At 62.0% G+C, this 19,818-nt stretch carries 16 protein-coding genes; 7 read left to right on the top strand and 9 right to left on the bottom strand.

The genetic code is table 11. From position 1 onward, the window contains the following. The first annotated feature begins 5 nt into the window (after nucleotides 1-5). The 3 genes from VKV28_15560 to VKV28_15550 all read left to right on the top strand — a co-directional run bounded on the left by VKV28_15560 (nucleotide 6) and on the right by VKV28_15550 (nucleotide 2,970). Nucleotides 6-590: an SCO family protein gene (locus VKV28_15560; protein ID HLH78221.1), complete on the top strand. Its 585-nt coding sequence runs from the start codon at nucleotides 6-8 to the stop codon at nucleotides 588-590. Nucleotides 591-776: 186 nt separating this feature from the next. Further along, nucleotides 777-1,886 (top strand): hypothetical protein, encoded by a 1,110-nt coding sequence (locus VKV28_15555; GenBank protein HLH78220.1) that lies wholly within the window; start codon nucleotides 777-779, stop codon nucleotides 1,884-1,886. Between the two features lie 181 nt (nucleotides 1,887-2,067). Beyond that, nucleotides 2,068-2,970: a TAXI family TRAP transporter solute-binding subunit gene (locus VKV28_15550; protein ID HLH78219.1), complete on the top strand. Its 903-nt coding sequence runs from the start codon at nucleotides 2,068-2,070 to the stop codon at nucleotides 2,968-2,970. 106 nt (nucleotides 2,971-3,076) lie between these two features. On the opposite strand, the gene VKV28_15545 is transcribed toward VKV28_15550, so the two are convergent. From VKV28_15545 to VKV28_15535, 3 genes are read right to left on the bottom strand one after another with little or no spacing between them, the layout of a single operon-like run. Further along, the gene (locus VKV28_15545) at nucleotides 3,077-3,658 is read right to left on the bottom strand and encodes a hypothetical protein (GenBank protein HLH78218.1); all 582 of its coding nucleotides are present in this window, start codon (nucleotides 3,656-3,658) and stop codon (nucleotides 3,077-3,079) included. Continuing rightward, the gene (locus VKV28_15540; protein ID HLH78217.1) at nucleotides 3,655-4,356 is read right to left on the bottom strand and encodes a DUF72 domain-containing protein; all 702 of its coding nucleotides are present in this window, start codon (nucleotides 4,354-4,356) and stop codon (nucleotides 3,655-3,657) included. Before VKV28_15540 ends, VKV28_15545 begins: the two co-directional genes overlap by 4 nt. A 25-nt stretch (nucleotides 4,357-4,381) precedes the next feature. Further along, entirely contained in the window at nucleotides 4,382-6,133 is a 1,752-nt protein-coding gene (locus VKV28_15535) for an MFS transporter (GenBank protein ID HLH78216.1), read from the bottom strand. Nucleotides 6,134-6,300: 167 nt separating this feature from the next. On the opposite strand from VKV28_15535, the gene VKV28_15530 reads away from it, so the two are divergent. Both VKV28_15530 and VKV28_15525 read left to right on the top strand, forming a co-directional pair. Continuing rightward, a complete protein-coding gene (locus VKV28_15530; GenBank protein ID HLH78215.1) occupies nucleotides 6,301-7,479 on the top strand; it encodes a Rieske 2Fe-2S domain-containing protein in 1,179 nt (392 codons plus the stop codon). 249 nt (nucleotides 7,480-7,728) lie between these two features. Next, nucleotides 7,729-8,091: a hypothetical protein gene (locus tag VKV28_15525; protein ID HLH78214.1), complete on the top strand. Its 363-nt coding sequence runs from the start codon at nucleotides 7,729-7,731 to the stop codon at nucleotides 8,089-8,091. Nucleotides 8,092-8,195: 104 nt separating this feature from the next. Here VKV28_15525 and VKV28_15520 read toward each other — a convergent pair whose 3' ends face one another. The 6 genes from VKV28_15520 to nth all read right to left on the bottom strand — a co-directional run bounded on the left by VKV28_15520 (nucleotide 8,196) and on the right by nth (nucleotide 16,787). After that, entirely contained in the window at nucleotides 8,196-10,757 is a 2,562-nt protein-coding gene (locus VKV28_15520; GenBank protein ID HLH78213.1) for a VWA domain-containing protein, read from the bottom strand. Continuing rightward, nucleotides 10,750-12,618 (bottom strand): VWA domain-containing protein, encoded by a 1,869-nt coding sequence (locus VKV28_15515; GenBank protein ID HLH78212.1) that lies wholly within the window; start codon nucleotides 12,616-12,618, stop codon nucleotides 10,750-10,752. The genes VKV28_15520 and VKV28_15515 overlap by 8 nt, the downstream gene beginning before the upstream one ends. Before the next feature lie 2 nt (nucleotides 12,619-12,620). Beyond that, entirely contained in the window at nucleotides 12,621-13,523 is a 903-nt protein-coding gene (locus tag VKV28_15510; protein HLH78211.1) for a DUF58 domain-containing protein, read from the bottom strand. Between the two features lie 7 nt (nucleotides 13,524-13,530). Continuing rightward, on the bottom strand, nucleotides 13,531-14,574 hold the full coding sequence (locus tag VKV28_15505; protein HLH78210.1) for a MoxR family ATPase: 1,044 nt from the start codon (nucleotides 14,572-14,574) through the stop codon (nucleotides 13,531-13,533). Then, the gene (locus tag VKV28_15500) at nucleotides 14,571-15,956 is read right to left on the bottom strand and encodes a hypothetical protein (protein ID HLH78209.1); all 1,386 of its coding nucleotides are present in this window, start codon (nucleotides 15,954-15,956) and stop codon (nucleotides 14,571-14,573) included. The genes VKV28_15505 and VKV28_15500 overlap by 4 nt, the downstream gene beginning before the upstream one ends. Nucleotides 15,957-16,202: 246 nt before the next feature. Continuing rightward, nucleotides 16,203-16,787: an endonuclease III gene (gene nth / locus VKV28_15495; GenBank protein HLH78208.1), complete on the bottom strand. Its 585-nt coding sequence runs from the start codon at nucleotides 16,785-16,787 to the stop codon at nucleotides 16,203-16,205. A 302-nt stretch (nucleotides 16,788-17,089) separates the two neighbouring features. Between nth and VKV28_15490 the strand changes: the two genes are divergently transcribed. Together VKV28_15490 and VKV28_15485 are read left to right on the top strand one after the other, a co-directional pair. Then, nucleotides 17,090-18,589, top strand: a complete 1,500-nt coding sequence (locus VKV28_15490) for a M20/M25/M40 family metallo-hydrolase (GenBank protein ID HLH78207.1) — start codon at nucleotides 17,090-17,092, stop codon at nucleotides 18,587-18,589. A 6-nt stretch (nucleotides 18,590-18,595) separates the two neighbouring features. Further along, entirely contained in the window at nucleotides 18,596-19,783 is a 1,188-nt protein-coding gene (locus VKV28_15485) for an FIST N-terminal domain-containing protein (protein HLH78206.1), read from the top strand. Nucleotides 19,784-19,818: the final 35 nt, after the last annotated feature.

Below are 19,818 nucleotides of genomic sequence, written 5' to 3'. Positions count from 1 at the left end.
GGGTTGTGAATCGCTGCAGAGTTGAATTACTGGTTGCGCTGGCACTCCTGGGACTAGTGGCTTGCAACAAGCCGCCGCCGGCAGGGGCCTATGACGCGGTCAGCAACGCCAACTGCCTGCCATCGATCGCCTTAACCGATCAAAGCGGTGCCAAAGTCGTGCTCAGTTCGCTCAAAGGCGAGCCGGCGTTGGTCGATTTCATCTACACTTCGTGCCCGGGACCGTGTGAAGTTCTGACCGCGAAGATGGCGCGGGTGGCCGACCGCCTGGGGAGCGCGCTAGGAACCAAGGTCCGCATCATCTCTTTTTCCTTGGATCCGGCACGCGACAATCCGGCCGCGCTGAAATCTTTCGCGGAAAAGTTCAACGCCAATCGCCGGGGATGGCTGTTTCTGACCGGTTCACCAGCCACCATCGATGCGGCCCTCAAGGGCTTCGGAGTGCGACGCACCGAAGCTCCCGATGGTACTATCGCTCATACCTTGACAGTGTTTCTAATCGGGCCCAGTGGCCGCCAGCGCCGGATCTACGACAGTGTGCAAGTTAAACCACAAGTAATGGCAGCCGAAGCCAAGGCCTTGGCCGGCTAATGACCCCAGTTGAGCCGATAGCAATTTTTCCAACACCATTGATTTTTCAAGCCTTCGCGGCGCGGATCGCGACGGCGCGGTCGTTCGTCGGCCCATCGCCCTTTACCGCCTGCCTCGAATTTCGCTAGAGGTAGTGGCGAGAACAGCAAATTTAATAAGTACAGGATCGCTCAAGGAGCTGAAACCATGGCAATTTGTTTGTCGCACTCCGGGGAGGCGATTTACAGTTCCAGCGTTGCCTCCAACGAGTTGTTCGTGGGAACCGCCGACGGTGTGTTTTTGCTCGCCCGGGACGGTGTCGACGGCTCATGGCGGGTGGCACGTGATTCGCTTAAGGGCTACCACGTGTGCTCGCTGATGATTGAGCCCTCGAGCGGCGCGCTGTTCGCCGGTACTCACAACGGTGGCGTCGCGGTCAGCCGTGATTCGGCAAGAAGCTGGAGTTTTTGCAACCAGGGACTCAGCTCGCTAAATGTTTACTCCTTGGCGTACGCGAAATCGGGCGCAGGAGTAAAAATCTACACCGGGACCGAGCCTGCTCATCTTTTCGTGAGCACTGATTTGGGCGCCAGTTGGCGTGAACTCTCCTCGATGAGATCGGTGCCCAATCTTAAGGAATGGAACTTCCCCGCCCCGCCCCACGTGGCGCACGTCAAAGTCATCAACATTGACCCTTACGATCCCGACTGTATCTATGCGTGCGTGGAACAGGGAGAATTGCTGAGAAGCACGGACGGCGGCGCGACCTGGCAGGACTTGCTTGGTCCAGCCGGTATCCTCAAGGCTTCCGAGGGTGATGCGCATCGGCTGATCATCCGGCCCTCCAACCCGCGCGAGATGTTCATGCCGACCGGCTTCGGGTTTTTTCACAGCCTGGACGCCGGAGCAACTTGGAGCAATGACGCCGACCGGATCTCCCGGATCGGCTATCCTGACCCGCTGGTATACCATCCTGGGCGCGACAGCCTTATGTTCCTCGCTGGCGCCCGCCACAACCCCGGTACCTGGATGAAGAGTAAGAACGCGGATCCCGCGGTGGCCCGCAGCCGCGACGGCGGCCAGAGCTGGGAGCTGATAATGCATGGCCTGCCGCAGCCGTTGAAGGCCAATTTCGAGGCGATGACGCTGGAGGCCTGCGCCGATAGATCCGCGCTGTTTCTGGGCGATACTGACGGCAGCGTCTATTACAGCCGCGACGAGGGCGAAAACTGGGAGCGGATCGCAGCGCGTCTGCCCGCTATTTCAAAGGGCGCCCATTACATGGTCTTGAAGGAAGGTTTCGGCCGCGCCGCCTAGCCTGTTTGGTTCACTGCGGGATGGCACCAGCGGCAGCCAGCCCGCAGTGGACTCTACCGCATCAGCCTCACTCGGTTACGCTTGAAGGCAGGCCCTCGGCCAAGCATCAGCGGCTAGATATAACACCTAGGCTCAGAGGTGCGACACACCCACCACAGGTCGGGGCGAGAGGAGAATAGCGATGGCGGAAAAGATCAGGCTTTCCAGTATCGAGGGCGGTGGCAATTGGTGGCTCGCGCTCAACTGGGCGGGACAAGCCTTTCGCAACGCCGGTTTCGAAGTCGAGATGGCGCGCCACGGCAAGGATGCCAGCGATACGGTTCGGCGTGTCGTGCGCGGTGACGCCGATATCTCCATGACCTTGGCGATCGCGGCGGCGCAGGCGGCGAAGGGGCTGGGACTGTACAAAAACGGCGACGGTCTGGCCGTGCGCGGGCTGGGGCTCATGCTCCGTCCCGGCCATCATTTCTTCAACATGGTCCGAGCCGATCTCGGTATCCGTTCCTTCGCCGACATCGCGCAAAAAAAACCGAAGCTCGACATCCAGGTCGGCGAGGCCGACTACGTGGCCGGCCAGATTACCGAAGTCTATCTGCGGCACTACGGAGTTGAACTCTACCGTGACATCGTGGCCTGGGGTGGTAGTCTCCAGACCTCGTTTCCCGATTCGGTGCCGCTTTTGGTCCAGGGGCGTTCCAACGCCATCATGCGCGAGAATACCGCGCGCGGCCCCGCGGCGTTTGCCGCACAGATGGCCGACTGGGCTATGCTTACGCTCGACCGCGATATCGCCGAGCGTATCGAACGCGAGTACTGCGCGCCCGCGGTGACGCTGCCGCCGGGCACCTTGCGCGGCCAGAAGGAGCCGTGCCTGACGGTGACCGATCCCGGTTACGTGATGATCATCAACCAGGACCTGCCCAACGACCTGGTCTACCGGCTCGCCAAGGCTCTGAACGAAAGCAGCGCCCATCATTGGGCGGCCGAGGACATCTTCTACAGCATCCGCCACGCACCCGAGACCCACGCACCGCTTCATCCCGGCGCCGCCCGCTACTACCGGGAACAAGGCGTGCTCAAATAGGGGAGGAATCCAATAGCGAACGCAGAAACGTTCGATACGCGGCGGCGGCCACGGAGGAGCTGGCGCGGGCAAGCGGTTCCTCGCCCGCGGGCATCGCGATGAACCTTTATAGCGCCGCGGTGTGCAGCCCCTGCTGGGTGGCGTGGCTGAGCAGCCATCCGCGCGAATCGATGCGCAGCACCTCGCGCTCGCCCAAAGCCGGTTCCAGAACCCATTCCAGGCCCGCGGCGTCGGTCTGATAGAGGGTTTGCTTGATCGACTTGGCCAGTAACGTGGCCGGGTCGATAATCGCGACCCGCCCGGTCCATCGCCGCTGCCCGCGCGCGCGTGCGTGGGCAATCAGCAGGGCCTTGAAAATCAACAGCCCACCGTCCACCTCGCGAAAGCGTCCCAGCTTAACCTCGACCGCTTGATGGCCAGCCAGCACCTTGAGCACCCCTCGCATCAGTTCGGGTCCCAGCTCATAGCGGGCGCTGCGCTCGAAAGGGCCGCGCACGTAACGCAGGGCGAGGGCTTGGACCTGCGCGCTCTCGTCCAGGTCAGCCTCGGCCTCGTAGCGATTATCCGCGCTCGCGGCGGCGTGCCGGGCCCCGGAGAGGTGGGTGGTGGAAATAGTTCCGGTCTCGAGAGCGACCAGTCGGTCGTGCTCGCGGGTTTCCAGGCGGTAGGTTCCTGTGGGCAAAATCATGAGAGTTGCGCCTGGACCAAAGCGCTCAGCCGTTGTGCCAGGGCCGGCGCCTGCACTTCATGTTTGAGGTAGACGTAGACGTCGCCGGATTGGTCAAGGGCCGCGAGTTGCTGCGCCCAGCGCCGCAATTCCTCATCACTGTAGCTCTCGCGGCGCAGGCGCAGATAGGCGAAATCGGCGGTTTTGACGACCGGAGTTTCGAAGCTGTCGCTCTGCGCGATGCAGAGCGCGCAGCCTGCCTCCTTGAGGGTGGCGAAGACAACATCCTGCAACCAGGAGGGATGGCGAAATTCGAAGGCTGCGGGCAGCGTGGAGCTCAGTTGCGTGACAAATTGTGCCAACAACGGCACGTCCGCCTTCATCGTGGGCGGCAGTTGAAACAGGCTGGGGCCCAGGCGTGATTCGAGACTCTGAGCGACCGCGGCGAAGTGTTCTAACTCAGCCCCAACGCCACGCAGGCGCGCGATATGGGTGATGCGCTGCGGCGCCTTGAGCGCGAAGCGGAAATTCGCGGGCGTCTGTTGGGCCCACCCGGCCAGCATCTGCGGCCGCGGCATTGCCCTAAAGGTATAGTTAATTTCCACCGTTGCCAGTCGCTGGCCGTAGAAGGAAAGCATCCGCGAGCCCGGCGTACGCGGCGGGTAGAAGCTGCCGCACCACTCCTTGTAGCTGAAGCCCGAAGTGCCGATTCTAACCATTATGCCGCTCCTGCCCGCAGCATAATCAGGTGGCGCACGAGCCTCCAGCCTTGGGGTTCAAGCCCGACAGCATCCTCTCCTGACCGGACTGCCCATCGCCGGCAGAGGTCTCGTTCAAGGCGGCGGATTTCGGCGTCTCGTGCCCGGCTCTGGCGGCCAACAAATGGGAAATGAGGGGAGGGTTGGGGCCCACATGAAAGGCCAGCACGCGCGCTTCCACTGCTAAATCACCGGCGATGCCGCGCTCATGCTGACGCACGTGCTCGATCCAAGAGTCAACCAGGAAATGTTCGATAAAGCGTGTCGGGTCGGAGGTGTCGAAGAACAGCCCCCAAGCGGTGGCGCCATCACGCGAGCGCACCACCCGCATCGCCTCCATCGCCCGTTCAAACTCGGCCGCCTGCGCGGGATCGATCCGGTATTCAACCGTTACCAGGACCGGCCCGCTATCGGGAGCGATCTCCAGCGCGGTCTGGGGCATGGCGCGACGGGGTGCGGGCTCCATCGTCGGATCGACGTCGGGAGGTAGGCGATAGCGTAAGGCCAGCAGCAGGCTCGCCACCATCGAGGCGCCCGCCAACATCATTGCCAAGGGTACACCGGTGCGTTCGGCCAGCCCGCCCCACAGCAGGCTGCCAGCGGCCAGCCCACCCTGGACCACGAGGTTATAGATGGATAGCGCTCGTCCCATGACCCAGTTGGGCACCGCCAATTGGGCGCATACGTTAAGCACTGAAAAAGAGACGGTCCAGGTGCCGCCGATCATCGCCATTAGTAGGCACGCCAACGGGACATTGCGCACGGCGGCTAGGATCGCCATCAGCACGCCCATTCCGGCTACCGTGCCCATCGCAATCGCGTTGCGCGAGAAGCTTTGATTGAGCCGAGGCAGAAACATGCCGGTGACGATCGCACCGCTACCGAAGCAGCCCACCAGGATGCCGAAGCCCGCCGCGCCCATTCCCAGGCGAAAGCGTGCCACCAATGGAATCACCGCCCAGATCGCGCTGCCGCCGATCACAAACCCAGCGGTGCGCCACATCACGGCGCGCAGGGCAAAGCTGAAACGGGTATAGCGCACCCCCGCGCGAATGGCGCCCATTACCCGCTCGTTGGGCAAGCGGCTGGGCAGGTTGGGCCGCTTCCAGCCGTAGAGGACCCCGATTACAGCCAGGAACGAGAGCGCGTTGAGGATAAAAGTCAGGCCGGCGCCGGCCCACGCAACCACCAGTCCGCCCAAGGCCGGACCGATCGCGCGGGCAGCGTTGAAATTCATCGAGTTGAGCGTAATTGCAGGCGGCAGATCTTGACGTGGCACCAATTCGGGCACGATTGCCTGCCACACCGGCAGATTCATCGCTACGCCGATTCCCATCAGCAGGCTGAACAAGAGCAGCAGCCAAGCGGTCATGTGGCCCGTGATCGTGAGCCAACCCAGCACGCCGGCAGCGATAGCCATCCAGCTTTGGCAAGCGATCAGCAGCCAGCGCCGATTGAGTATATCGGCGTAAGCTCCAGCCGGGAGCGCAAGCAGAAGAATGGGTAGGTTGGACGCGGTCTGAATCAACGCCACCATCAGCGGCGAGGGCGCTAGCGAGGTCATAAGCCAAGCGGCGCCGATGTTTTGCATCCAGGTGCCGACGTTGGAAACCAGCGAGGCAATCGACAAAGCCAGGAACAGGCGATGGCGCAAAGCCACCCACACCGAGGCTTTGGCTAATACCGGTGCCGGCTCCCGCGGCCGTGTTGCGTCGGTTTGCTGGGAGCCGTCACTCATGGAGATCCCTATTGTGGTCGGTGGCGCGGGCTGGGCCAAGTAGGCGTTGGGGCGGTTTGATATATGGTCTAGTGCTACCGAGTTTGATACAGACAGATCATAGTTGAAGCGGGTGGAGACCAATCCGCTCAAGCCGCCAGCTCTCAGGAGAATGGGGAGATTTTTTGATGACGCGCGAAGATAGCGATCTGTTGCTTGGGACCACCACAGGAACGGCGATGGGTGCAATGTTGCGCCAGTACTGGGTTCCGGCCGTGCGAGGTGCCAAACTGGAAGCGGACGGTGCTCCCGCGCGCGTTCGCCTGTTTGGTGAAAATTACGTGGCCTTCCGCGCCACCGACGGACGCGTGGGCTTTTTCGACGAGGGTTGTCCTCATCGCTGCACTTCGCTGGCTTTGGCGCGCAACGAGGATAACGCCCTTACCTGCATCTTTCATGGCTGGAAAATCGATGTCTCGGGCAAAGTAGTCGAAGTCCCATCCGAGCCGCCGCAACGGCGGGTTGAATTTGCTGCCAAGGTGCGGGTCAACCATTACCCGGTGCGGGAAGCTGCCGGAGTGGTTTGGGTGTGGTTGGGCAAAGGTGAGCAACCCGCGCCGTTTCCCAACTTTTCGTTCGTCAACCTGCCGGCCACGCAAGTTACCGCCATCTCCGGCCGCCTGGGTTGCCATTGGTTGCAGGCTTTGGAACTGCTGCTCGACCCCGCTCGCACCGAAGTGGCCACCGCCCTGGCTTCCGGCGCCAGCTCCGCGCTGAGCGACAATCCGCCGCTTATCGACGTTGAGGCGCGACCCTACGGCTATCGCGCGGTGGCGGTACGCTCGCAGAGTGACGGCTCGCGCCGGGCCCGGATTAGCGAATGGGCCTTTCCCTGGTACACTTTTTTGCCCGAGGAGGAAGTTAGCGTGGTGGCCGGGGTCGTCCCGGTCGATGACGAGCAATGTGTCCTATGGCTGATTGTGGCCAACCCGACCGGTCCGTTGGCTCAGGCCCAGTTGCGGGCGCTGGGAATCTTGGATCGTGACCCCGATAACTTCGCCGCCGCGACAGGTGCGGCAGAGCTGTGGCATGCCGCCGGACAGGCGACCGTCCCCAGAACCCCTTCGCTTCTGGATGATATCGTCCTACCCCAGTCTCAGGGTCGGATTCAAAATCTGCTGAAGCAGAGTTTGTGCTCCAGCGATGAAATGGTGGTGAAGGCACGTGAAGCGTTGCTCCAAGCGGCACGCGAATACGGGGCGGGTAAACCTACCTTGGGTCTGGCCGGCGCAATTTCCTATGAGCAGATTCGGGCGGCTGCTGGTAATCTAGTGGGCAACGCCGACTGGCATTCGCTGGTGAGTTAAGGGCAGAGCCGGGACCGACCCGCCGGGCGGGTCGGTCCCGGCTCTGCCGCGGCGGAAAACGCGCTTCACCTGCCTCCTGCCGGGTTTCGAATCACCCCAGCTCCGCAACCGCGCGCCGCCGTGGCGCCGGTATGAATCGCTGGTAGAAGGGTTTCGGAGTGACGCCCGTGGGGGCCGTCAAATAGTTGCCTTGCTTGGTTGAACTGGTTAGGGTCGATCGATCCGACTCGGGAGCAGGGAGCTGGCTACATGGGTTATACGCGCGAACCGGTCCACATCGAGCCCAAAGGCTGGGGGCGAGAGCTGTGGATCGCCAACGGCAAGGAGTATTGCGGTAAAATCCTCGAAATTGCGCAAGGCAAGCGTTGCTCATTCCATTTCCATAAGCTCAAGGCAGAATCCTTCTACCTGCTCTCGGGCCGGCTGAAGGTCAGGGTGAAGCGTTCGCCCGAAGAGACTGTGATCGAGGAGTTCGAGATGCTGCCTGGTCAATGCATGGATGTGCCGCGCGGGCTGGTCCATCAAATGGAAGCTTTGGAAGAGGCTCGCTTAATCGAATTTTCCACCCAGCACTTCGACAGCGACTCCTATCGCCTGATTAAAGGCGATTGATTCTGCGCCCGTCGCGGGGCCGCGGCAAGTAAAGCTTTAAGCGCCGCGGCCCTCTCGCGGCCAATGGAGCGGTCTGGCCGCGTCGCGGATTGGCGCGCCAATCCTTATATCAGGCAGCGGCGCACGAAGACTTCGCCGAGCAGCAAGAGGATAATCACTGGAATCAGCAAGGGGGTCAGCGGCCGTGTCACCGGCACCTCGCGCCCAGTTACTTTCAACAAGGTTTGGGCTGAGGCGGCATAAGCTCCGCTAGTTCCCCGCGCCAGTCGGCGCAACAAGGTCAGGTTGGGGGGACGCAGGCGTAGCTCATCCAGATCGGGGGCTTGATGGGTAGTTACCCCAAAGCCGATCGAGGTCAGCATCTGCTCCTTATCACCACTTTTGCGCCAAAGCGTGGCGTTGTACTTGCCCGGGGGCAAGGTGATCGCGTCGGCACGATACTGATTGTCGGAGCGCGGAGTCATCGGCACTTCCAGATTGCTGCCGTTGGGTCCCGTGATTCGGCAGACCAGATTGCTAGTGCTGTTGGCGGTTGCGCCCTGGGCTTGGATGCGGACCGAACCGTCATCGTTGTGGATGACCTTTAGGTCCATCGTGCCCGACTCACCCTCGCGCATCGTCCAAGAAACAATCTGCGACCACAATTGCGCGTAATGATCCCACTGGGTCCACGGCACGGTGGTCAGCGAATCCGGATCGGCGGCGACGATCGCACTGCGGCCCAACCCATATTGCCAAGCCACCAGCAGAGGCGTGGTCTGATCGCCGCGCTGAATCGACAGCGGCACGCTGGCGTCCTCTTTAGGCTGAGTGGCGCTGTAAAAATCTAGCGAGGGGACCTGCTGGGCGGGGATGCCTTTGAGGATTGGGCTGGTGGAATCTTCCTTGATCTTGGTTTGATGCTGCGAGGCAATCGCCTGTCGGCTTAGTCGAATGAAAAGCTGGGGCAGCTTTTCAATATCGTCCACACGGTAGAAGGTACCTCCGGTCATCTCAGCGAAGTCCTGCAACAGCCGCAGATTCTCCAGGTCGGGGCCGATCCTGACCGTGGAGACCGGCAGGTGTTGCTGCGCCAAGTCATACATGAGCTGGTCGTGGTCGTGGTATTGGCGATTGGTATCGCCGTCGGTAAGCAGGATTATTTGGCGCACTGGCAGTCCGCTTTGAATCAGATCGCCCGCCGCAATTTGCATTGCTTCCAGAAAATCGGTGCCGCCGCCGGGCTCCAGCCGCATAATTTTCTGAATCAGCCCGATGCGATCGTTACCCACCCGATGCAGGCGCGAGAGCACGTAGGGTTGCGAATCGAAGGCGATTACACCCACGTAGTCGCTATCGTCCAACTGATTGAGCAGCGCGATTGCCGCTTCCTTGGCATAACGGATGCGCTCGCCGTCGCGAATGGAAGGATAGCGCGAGTTGTAGCTCATCGAATTCGAGCGATCGATGCACAAGTAGACGCCCATCGGCGCGCGGCTGGGCGGCGGAGGCTGGGGCACGAACTTGATCGGCAAAATCTTTTCCAACGGGCTGTTCTTGAAACCCTGATCGCGCAGCGCGCTGCCGGTCACAATCAGACCGCCACCGAAGTCGGCAACATAGTGACTGAGCGCGCTCTGTGCCGCCGTCGGTAACGATTTGGCACTGGCGTCATCGACGATCACGGCCTGATAGGCCAGATAATCTTCGGCGCTGGTAGGCAATCGCTCGGGGGTGGTTTCATCCACCGTGTAATCGCGCAGCTTGAGCGCGGTGGTTAGGCTGACAGGGACATCGGCCGAGGCAATCAGGACACGCGGCGGCGGGACTACCGAGGCTACCATCTCGGCGCTCGGGTTGATTACTTCCAATCCGGCCGGCGCGCTTAGGCGCACGGCCAGCAGGTGGGCCCCGGGCTGGTCCAGATGCATGGGAATTTCGTACCGATTCAGGCCTGGAGTGAGCCGGATGGGATAGCTCCCAACCACGGTTTTCTCGTGGGAGAGCGTGATCTGGGCCTCGAGCGCAGTGGGCACGTCGCTATCGATCGCCAGTTGCAGAGCAAAATTGAGATGGGCGCGAACTGGGTTGGGCGCGTCTAACGAGTCGATTGCGATGCGCTGGCGCTGCGAGGGAGGCGGTGCCGCGGTATAAACCTGAACCCCCTGATCGACTAGTTCAGGCAACTCGTCGCTGGCGCTGCCCTGGGTCTGGTTGCCGTCACTGAGCAGTAGCAGCTTTTTTTGGTTGTCTGGAGGAAAGACGCTGGCGGCGGCACCCAGGGCGGCGGCGATATCGGTGCCGCCACGGTCGATCGGGGCGTTAGGAGCGCCGGTGGTGCGGTTAACGAGCTGCGCGTTGCGCCCAAAGCCCATCACTTCCAATTGGTCATGCGGGCCCAGCGCGGCGCGCAGGTCCGCCACCCGCTCTTCCATCCAGCGGCTCTGATCGGGAGCGATCGAGCGCGACCTATCCAGCAGCGCAATTACCGTCAAGTGATGGGCGCGGGTCAGCGTTTGCGTGGTCGGGCCGGCCAGCGCCACCACCAGGACCACAAAGCAAGCCAGCCGCAGAACCGTGGCGGTAAGCTGAGCCCAAGGCCGCCCGCTGCTGCGGTTTAACCAGCCTGGCAGCACCACCAACGGGCTTAGAAGCAGGAGCCAGAGCAACAATGGCCGTTCAAACAATTTGGGCTCCTCCCTGCATCGCGCGCCGGGCCAGCAGCGCGCTTTCTAACAGTATGGCGAGCAGGGCGCAGGCCAATAACCACACGCCAATGGGGCGCATCGGCAGGGCCGGTGCCACCGGGGCGAAAGCGGTCGCGGGTTGCGTTCCCAATCCGCCGCTGGCCAAGCCCTGGGCGCCGACGCTGAGGTCCGACTCGCGGGCGTCAAAGTAGTTGGCTAATATCAGTTCCTTGCGTGCACCCAGCGTCACCTCGTACGGACCGGCGTGCAGTGGCAGCAGGCGGACGCGATCGCCATAGCCGGGCTGCAAGGTAAAAGTGCTGCCGTCGGGCGCGCGCACGTGGGCCGCGACGGTGGCCGGAATCGTCACATAAGTCCCGGTCGCCACCACTCGCACATCCCTGGGCGCGGTCAAGGCCTTTATCAGATCCACGGTCAGGACCAGGGTGTCGAGCATGTCGGGATTCATCAGCCGATGGCCGCGGATATCGAAAGCGATTACGCCCAACCGACCTTTGGGACCGCTACCGCGCGCCGCCAAGGTTAGAACCACGCTGCTTTGCGGGCCGGTGCCGCGCGCCAATGTGTCCATCCAGTCTGGCAGGCTGAGTTCACGCGTGGGCCCGAGATCCAGCGGCCGAGTCAGCGGTCCGAGGTCGAGTCGATCGTCAAGTTGGCTTGCGGCCAAAGTCCCGCGTACCCGCACATTGGTGCCGGAGTGTGGAAAGATCAGAAGCTTGGCGGCGCTCTCAATCGCGACCTCGTCGCTGTCATGCAGGATAAGCAAATCGGGTCGGCTGCTGGTGAAACCGCTGAGGTCCTGAGGTGTCAACTTAGCGGCGTCGCCGGCCATAACCTGCGCGGCCGGAGCCACCGCGCGCAGCACCCGTGCCAGATCGTCGCGCACCGAAGGATCGGGCGAGAGTACGACTACTTTGAGCGCGCGTTGGGGAATCGCGTAAGCGTAGCGTACGTTGTCGGCGGCCAAGCCGTCGGGACTGAGGATGCGAGCTTGTACCACTCCCGGGACCTTGAGGGGGCCGAAGGGCACGATGGCGGTGACCTTGGGCGGCACGATCATGGTCGATCGTGCTACCGGATCGCCGCCGGCCGAGATGCCGACCGCCACCAGCATCGGATGACTGGACAGATTGCGCACATCGCAGTAGCCCGGGCTCTTGTTGGGCGTGCCGGGCTCCAAGGCAGTGATCGCTGCATTGTCCAGCGGTGCTCCCATCGGATGAAAAACCAGGCGCGCGCCCTGGTCGAGTAAGGAGCGAGTTCCAGCGGGCAAGCGCGCCGCGAACAGATCGATATGGTCGGCCTCGCGTACCCGCATCAGCGCGCCGGCCAGAGCCGCGGGCGTGGCAGCGACATCCTCGGTGCGCAGCGCGTCGAGCGCGCGCGCGATCGCCATTCGATCGTTGGTGAAGGGACTTTCCATCACCGCCTGGCTGGCATAGCCGACCACGCTGAATTGGTCCGCCGGTCCGGCGCTATCGACCAGCCGCAGAGCCTGAGCACGAGCCTCGTCCAGGCGGGTCTGCGAGCCCTCGCCCGCGCTCATCGCGGCCGCCAGATCGAAGATCAGCGCGTGGCGATGGCCTTGGCCGGCAGAGGGGCGCAAACGCAGGAAGAGTCCGGCCAAAGCTAAGCTCAAGACGGTCAACGACAGGGCTTCCAACCAAAAGAAGATGTCCAGGTGCAAGAAGCGAAAGCTGGAGGCGGGAGCTTGGACTTCGTCGAACAGGAGCAAGCTTGAGACTTCGACCGTGGAGCGGGTCCGGGCGCGCAGATAGATCAGGACCAAGCCGACCAGGCTTAGGAGAAAGAGCAGGTTGAGCGGTGCTAGAACACCCATCGCTACTGAATCAGACCCAACCGGGGCAGCTCCTTGGTCAGGAAATCATCGTAACAGTCGGCGCCGATGGCGGCGGCGTAATAAATTTCGTGCTGCTTGCAGAACTCCTGGAGTTCCGCGCGCAGGCGCGCCAGCCGCTGGCGACAGGCTTCCACCGCGGCCGGAGTAAGAGTCAGCTCGCGAATCTGGCCAGTTTCGCAGTCACGCAGGCGATAAGCGCCCGGCGAGAGTTGGATGGCAGCCTCGCGCGCGCCCAGCACCTGAATCGCCTTGACTTCGTACCGTGCGGTCATCAAACGGGAGAGCGCGGTGGCGTAGAGTTCGCGATCATAGAGAAAGTCGGAGATAACGATCGCCACTCCTGCGGGCCGGCGTTGGTTGAGCAGGTGCATGACGGCTTCGGAAAGGGTGGTCTGACCGCTCGCCTGAATTTCCGTCAGCATCGGCCGCAGGCCGTGATACGATTCGGTGCGGCGCACGAAGTCGGTCAGGCGATAGATTGGTCGCCCGCGATGGGCGGCAAAGCTCATCAGGCGCACTGGGTCGTTTTCGCCCAGGCCGATATAGGCCAGGGCGGCGGCCAGAATCCGAGCTAAGTCGAACTTGTTGTCCGAGGGCGGCATCCCCATCGAGGCGCTGGCATCGATCATGATCGTGACTTCGGTCTCGCGTTCGACTTTGTAGGAGCGAATCAGGAGTGAATCTAGTCGCGCCATCGCGTTCCAGTCCAGGTAGCGCAGGTCGTCGCCTTCAGCGTAATCCTTGAAGCTCTCGACTTCCAACCCGGCACCGCGAATTCGGCCCAAGGCGCGCCGTCCCAGACGCACGGTGCGCGCCCGACGAATTCCCAGGGCGAGGTTGTCCAGGCGCTTGAGAAACGACGGCTCGAAGGCGTGCTCCAGCATGCCTACCTTATCCGCGCCGCGAGTCACGCACTGAGTGGACTACTTTCTGGACCAAATGTGCGGAATCCACACCGTCGGCTTCGGCGGCATAATTCAAGGTGAGGCGGTGGCCCAGGGCGGCGTAGGCAACTCGCTCGATATCTTCGTAAGCCACGTTGGCGCGCCCGTCCAGCAGGGCGGTGACTTTGGCTCCCAGCATCAAGGCCTGCCCGCCCCGCGGACTGGAGCCGAAGTTGACATAGCGGTTGACCGCAGGGTCGCGCGCCAGCCCATCTTTTTTGGACACGAACTTGGAGGTTTCAGGCACGGTGGCCCGGATCACCCGGGCTGCATACTGCTCGACCTCCGGTCCGACTATCACCTCGCGCACCAATTGCTTGAGCGCTTCTATCCGAGCGGCCGCCTCGCTTGCTTCAAACAGCGGCTCGACCGTATGCAACTCGGCGCCGGTGGTGGTGGAAATGATGCGCACCAGCTCGCCCTCATCGGGATAATTAAGGTGGACCTTAAAGAAAAAGCGGTCGAGCTGAGCTTCGGGCAAGGGGTAAGTGCCTTCCATCTCGACCGGATTGAGGGTGGCCATCACAAAGAAGGGGGGCGGCAGCGGATAGGTGGTGCCAGAGACCGTGACCTGCAATTCCGCCATCGCTTCGAGCAGGGCGGACTGGGTTTTGGGAGTGGCGCGGTTGATTTCGTCGGCCAGCAGGATATGGCAAAAGACCGGCCCAGGATTGAAGCTGAATTCGCGCCGTCCGTCCTCGCTGCTCAAAATTACCCGCGTGCCGGTGATATCGGCCGGCATCAGGTCGACCGTGAACTGAATTCGGTTGAAGCTCAGGTTAAGCGCTTGGCCCAAGGCTTTGACCAGCATCGTTTTGCCGGTTCCCGGCACCCCTTCAATCAGGACATGACCGCCGGCGAAGAGCGCGGTGAGCAGCTCTTCGACCGCTTGCTCGTGGCCGACGATTACCTTGTGGACCTCGGCCTGGATGCGGCGGAAGGTGCGGGCGAAATCGGCTACGGTGGGGATTTCCGTCAGAGTTTGATTCATCGTTCGAAGACACGCCTTATGGTCTCGCGGTCGTTGGCCGGCACCGTGGTGCGTACCAGGGGCTGGTCGGCATACTGATGGGAACTCAAGCCAACCTTGACCTTGGGGGGGTTATAGGGCTGACCGTCATGAATGGGCGAATGCGCTTGCAGGCGCGCATCCACCGGGATCTCGAAATTGTCTGTGCCATGGCGCACCAGCGCATCCGGTGGCCCCATCAAGCTGTCCGGATCGGTCCCCCCACCATGGGAGGCTCCGCCCCCGCCGTTGCCGGTACGCTGGCGCGACTGTTGGTCGCTATCGCCCGACTGGGTGGAGTTTTGTCCGGGGGCGTTGACTTGGCTCATCGGGGTGTTGGGATTGGCCGGAGCCTGCATCTTGGTGGGCGCGCCCGACATCGAATTGCTATCGTTGGGGACGTTAGTTTCGGGGCCCGAGGTCTGATTGGCGTTGCCGGAGCCTAGCGGTCCGGGCTGCTTATTGCTATCGGCCAACTGCTGATCGCTGGTGGGATTGCTGTAGCCGGGCTGTTGCAGGGGCGGTGCCTCGGGATTGGAGTCGTCCAAGGTCTGTGCGAGCCGCATTTTGACCCGGTCCTCGGGATTTTCATCCGCCCCGGTGAGGCGATTTTGCAAGCTTGAGGCCAAGTCGCGGGCGCGGCTGGCTAAGCTATTGCTATGATCCTGCGGCATCGTACGCGCCTCCCCCTGCAACCGCTGCGCCAAATCGCGCAATTGCTGGGCGCTGCCTACGATTTCGGCCTGCACGCCATGGCTGCCGTTGCTGGGTCGTACCTGCGAGGGATCGATCTCCATCGCCGCCGCAATTTGCGCCTGTGTAGCAAGCTGGCGCTGGCGGGCGATGTGAGCTGACATCGCCGCCAACAGCGCTATCAGGCAAGCGCTCATAAAGGCATAGAACGCGGGCGAAAGGCGCCGGCGTTCTATCCGCGCCGGCTCGAACTCGGGAACTTTGAGCAGGGTGTCTTCTACCAGGTACGGCCATAGGCGAAGATGGTGGGCCTGATCGCGCAGGGTCACCAGAGTGACCAAGCGCCCGCGCAGCTCCGCCCGCTCATCAGTCAGATGGGCGGTGGCGGGGACACTGGCGAAGTGGCCTACGGCTTTGACGATAACCCAGGGGAAAGCGATCAGGGTGGCGAGTGCAACCGCAACCGCGGTGACCAGAAAAAGCGTGGGACTGGCAAAAAAAGCCGCAAACACTACCACCGCTCCCGCCCCAAGCAGCACCGCCAGGACTGAAAAGATCAGTTGCTGGGCAGCAAGCGAATTGATTCGTTTGCCCACCCGAGACAATTGCCGCAGGATCAGGTCGAGGCCCTCCCCGGCGGGAAGCATGGGCGGCTCTTGCTTGGTTGCCATGGGTGGATTTACGCGCGAACTGTTAGGATACACCGGCATAACTCGACTCGTCCAGCCCAATTTAAATTCCCGATGGAACAGCCGGGACCACCGATTTACCGTGCTTTACCCCTTGACTCTTTTTCGCGGCTGGCTCAAGGCACTCTCACGGCACAAGACTCGGCACCTAGCCCTATTCATAATAACCCTTGGATCGCTCAAGCCAAGGCACTGTTCTTCCCGGTCATCTCCCTAACCCGCCTGGACTCAGCGCCGACGACCTACACCCAGGGCGGGACAATACTGCGACAGTGGGCATTGCGAGCAGCGCGGCGAGATCGGGTGGCAAATTGTCTGGCCGAAAGCGACCAACAGTTCGTTGAATTCTCGCCAATAGCGCCGAGGGAGCGTGCGGCGCAGGGCGGCTTCGGTCTGTGCGGGAGTCTTTGTGCGGACCAGGCCCCAACGGTTGGAAATGCGATGCACATGGGTATCGACGCAAATTCCAGGTTTACCGAAGGCTTGGGTCACGACCAGGTTGGCGGTCTTGCGCCCAACCCCCTTGAGCGTCAGCAGGGCCTCGATGCGGTCGGGAACTTGGCCGCCGAAGCGCGCCAGCAGATCGGCGCTCAAGTCGCGGATGACGCGGGCCTTAGTGCGATAGAAGCCAACTGGATAGATGGCCTTTTCGATCAAGCCCAGTTCGCAAACTGCCAGTTCAGCCGGCGTGCTGGCCAGGGCAAACAGCCGCGCGCTGGCCTGAGCAGTAGTCTGGTCCTTGGTTCGCAGGCTTAAGATGCAGCCCACCAAAATCTTGAAGGGGTCGCGCTGCTCGGCCGCGATCAGCGCCATGACCGGTGCGTCCCAAGCCGGGGCTAAACGTCGCAGCAGGCTGACGGTCCGCCCCAGCCTGCGGGCAAAGAGCGACGCCGCTGGCGGAGCAGAGCTCGCCCCCGAGGTGCCGGTGTCAAGTTTTGCCCTGCCTTTGTACTCCACCTGTTCCTGGGTTCCTGGCCCACCCCGGACTTGAGGCCCAGCAGCTTGCGCCGCAAGCGCAATGATTGCAAACGGCGGCCCGCGCGCCAACAATCGGCGCTAAAATGTGCCGGGACCGCCACCGGCTAGTCTCAAGCAAGAAAGAGCGTCTACATTCGATGAACTCCAGACCATATTTTGGCTTGTCCACGATCAAGCCCAAGATCGCCTGTGCGGGCGTGCCGTTAGCTGACTACCTGGGTTGCCCTCGAGCAGGTCGAATTGTGTTGCTGCTTATCCTGCTGACCCTGGTGGCTAGTCCCGGATGGGCGCAGAGCGCCAAGCCGATCAATTGGGATGCCATTGCCGCGGAAGCCACCACGTTACTTTCCAAATACATTCAGATCGACACCACCAATCCGCCAGGTAATGAGTTGGCGGCGGCGCGATTTTTGCGCGAGCAATTTTTGGCGGCCGGCATTCCCGCCGTGGTCTTCCAGCCCGCCCCGGGCCGCGGCATCGTGGCCGCACGGTTGCGCGGCGTCGGGCGCCATCGCAAAGCGGTCATTTTGCTCAGCCACATGGACGTTGTGGCGGCGGTCGCCAAGGACTGGTCTGAGCCGCCCTTTGCCGGGGTGGTTAGAAGCGGTCAGATCTGGGGGCGCGGGGCGCTGGACGACAAGGGACCAGGAGTGGTCGAGCTAATGGCGCTGCTAACGATTAAACGCTCGCGTATCCTGCTGGACCGCGACATCATTTTCATCGCCACCGGCGACGAAGAAGCCGGTGGCAAGATGGGCGTGGGATGGTTGGTTAATCACGAGCCCGAGCTCTATGGCGACGCGGGCTACGTGCTTAACGAAGGGGGTGGGATCCGCGACTACAAAGACGGCCACAAGCTGTATGCGGTAGGGGTGGTTGAAAAAAGCCCACTGTGGCTCCATCTGACGGTCAGTGACAGTCCGAGCCATGGCGCGGTGCCGCCCCGCCATTCGGCGGTGACTCGAATCGTCATGGCGCTCGCTAAGCTGATTGCTTACAACGACAACGCGCCGATTAAGGTTCTGCCGGTGGTCCAGCGCTATTTCGCCAAGTTGGCTGCCATTGACCAGCTACCTCCTGGCGCGGCCAAGCTGCGCCAGGCCTTGCAGAAGGATCCTGATTTCGCCCGCCAATTTCTCTCGGTGCCGTTCCAAAGCGCGCTGGTACGAAACACGATTACACCTACAGTGATCAACGCAGGCTATAAGACCAATGTGGTCCCAGCCACGGCGACCGCCGATCTAGATTGTCGCCTGTTGCCAGGTAGCAGTCCCAAAGACTTTATCAGGATTGTTCATGAGGTTATCGCCGACAACGGAGTGAAGGTCGAAAGCACGTTGAATTATCCCAGTGTAAGCTCGCCTGAGCACTCGCCGTTGATGGAAGCCATTAGGCTTTTGGCGCATAGAATGGATAAGGGCGCAGTGCTGGCACCGATGATGACCAACGGCTTCAACGATTGTCACTATTTTCGCGAGCATGGCTTGGTGGCCTACGGCTTCGTTCCCATTCCGCTGCGTGCTGACGAAGCCCACGGCGTGCATGGTGCCAACGAGCATCTGGCGATCGCGGACCTGCGCGCGGGTGTTCAGCGGATGTTCGTACTGCTGCAAATCCTGGGCGGCAAGGGAGGCTGAGCTGAGATGCTGCGTGCAGGAGCCGGATTTTCCACCGCCCGCCAGCCGCGCGACGCCGCCCGCGAAGCGACCGCGATGGCCCTAAGCCAAGCTGGAGTGGCGCAGGCCCAGGCCGCGATTTGCTTTGTTAGCAGCGCTTACGCCGCCGCCTACGGCGAGATCGTGCGCCTGCTGTCACAACATTTGGGCACCGACACGGTGGTGGGGTGTAGCGCACGCGGCGTGCTGGCGGCAGGGCGTGAAATAGAGCGGGGTCCGGCACTGGCGCTGCTGGCGATAAGCGGCGATCGTCTGGGCGCCCAGCGCCTGTTCGTACCCAGCCTCAAGGGGCGTTCCGTGGCGGCGGCTCGCGAGCTGGCGGCGCAGGCGGGTGCGGCTATGGGCAAAAATAATTTGCTTTGCGTCTTTCCAGATACCTATAACGTTGAACCCCAGTCCTTTATTGCAACTTTGGAGCAGGAGCTCCCTGGGGTTGTGATTATGGGTGGTGGGGCCAGCGAGGACGGCTCGCTGGGCGAGACGGCGGTATTTTGCGGCAATGCGGTCAGCAACAACGCGGTCAGCGGATTGTTATTAACGGGCGAGTTGAAAATAAATACCGGTTCGGCCCTGGGCTGCCGGCTGATCGGTCGCCCACTTCGCGTCACCGCGGCGCGCGATAATATCCTCATCGAGCTGGACCACCAGCCCGCGCTGACCGTGTTCAAGCAGATGTTCGGTCCCTTGGGCGAGGATCTCGAGCGTGCCGCCGCCGTGGTCTATCTGGCCACCGCGCTGGATCTCGACGCCACTGGACTTGAGCACGGCCGCTACCTGGTCCGCAATTTATCGGGCTTTGATGAGCGCCATGGCGTCGTCGCCGCCGGCTATCGGCCGCGTTTGGGTGAGCTGGTGGGCTTTGCTCTACGTGACGCCGAAGGTGCACGCGAGGACTTGAAGCTGACTCTGGCGAGCTTGCAGGATGCTCAGGTGCAACCGCCGGCCTTCGGTATTTATGTCGATTGCATGGCTCGCGGCAGCGCCTTGTATTCTATTCCCGACCATGACAGCGCTTACATCTCGCGCCAGTTTCCGGAGCTTCCGATCGCCGGGTTTTTCAGCGGGTTCGAAATAGGCCCGGTCGCCGGCGCCACTCGCCTTTTGCTCTATTCAGGAGTACTGGCCCTGGTTGCGGAGAAATCGGGCGTTAGCTGATGTCAGCTCTCTGCATTAGAGTAAACGCGGGTTTG

It is taken from the genome of Candidatus Binataceae bacterium (genome assembly GCA_035294265.1).
Lineage (GTDB): Bacteria > Desulfobacterota > Binatia > Binatales > Binataceae > DATGLK01.
Note: the sequence above shows the minus strand (reverse complement) of the source record. Positions and strands in the feature narration are given on the sequence as shown.

Bases quoted from the DNA above. Each gene is read 5' to 3' on its own strand.
- VKV28_15555 (HLH78220.1), top strand. From the start codon at position 777: ATGGCAATTTGTTTGTCGCACTCCGGGGAGGCGATTTACAGTTCCAGC.
- VKV28_15550 (HLH78219.1), top strand. From the start codon at position 2,068: ATGGCGGAAAAGATCAGGCTTTCCAGTATCGAGGGCGGTGGCAATTGG.
- VKV28_15545 (HLH78218.1), bottom strand. From the start codon at position 3,658: ATGATTTTGCCCACAGGAACCTACCGCCTGGAAACCCGCGAGCACGAC.
- VKV28_15540 (HLH78217.1), bottom strand. From the start codon at position 4,356: ATGGTTAGAATCGGCACTTCGGGCTTCAGCTACAAGGAGTGGTGCGGC.
- VKV28_15535 (HLH78216.1), bottom strand. From the start codon at position 6,133: ATGAGTGACGGCTCCCAGCAAACCGACGCAACACGGCCGCGGGAGCCG.
- VKV28_15530 (HLH78215.1), top strand. From the start codon at position 6,301: ATGACGCGCGAAGATAGCGATCTGTTGCTTGGGACCACCACAGGAACG.
- VKV28_15525 (HLH78214.1), top strand. From the start codon at position 7,729: ATGGGTTATACGCGCGAACCGGTCCACATCGAGCCCAAAGGCTGGGGG.
- VKV28_15515 (HLH78212.1), bottom strand. From the start codon at position 12,618: ATGGGTGTTCTAGCACCGCTCAACCTGCTCTTTCTCCTAAGCCTGGTC.
- VKV28_15510 (HLH78211.1), bottom strand. From the start codon at position 13,523: ATGCTGGAGCACGCCTTCGAGCCGTCGTTTCTCAAGCGCCTGGACAAC.
- VKV28_15505 (HLH78210.1), bottom strand. From the start codon at position 14,574: ATGAATCAAACTCTGACGGAAATCCCCACCGTAGCCGATTTCGCCCGC.
- VKV28_15500 (HLH78209.1), bottom strand. From the start codon at position 15,956: ATGGCAACCAAGCAAGAGCCGCCCATGCTTCCCGCCGGGGAGGGCCTC.
- nth (HLH78208.1), bottom strand. From the start codon at position 16,787: ATGGCGCTGATCGCGGCCGAGCAGCGCGACCCCTTCAAGATTTTGGTG.
- VKV28_15490 (HLH78207.1), top strand. From the start codon at position 17,090: ATGAACTCCAGACCATATTTTGGCTTGTCCACGATCAAGCCCAAGATC.
- VKV28_15485 (HLH78206.1), top strand. From the start codon at position 18,596: ATGCTGCGTGCAGGAGCCGGATTTTCCACCGCCCGCCAGCCGCGCGAC.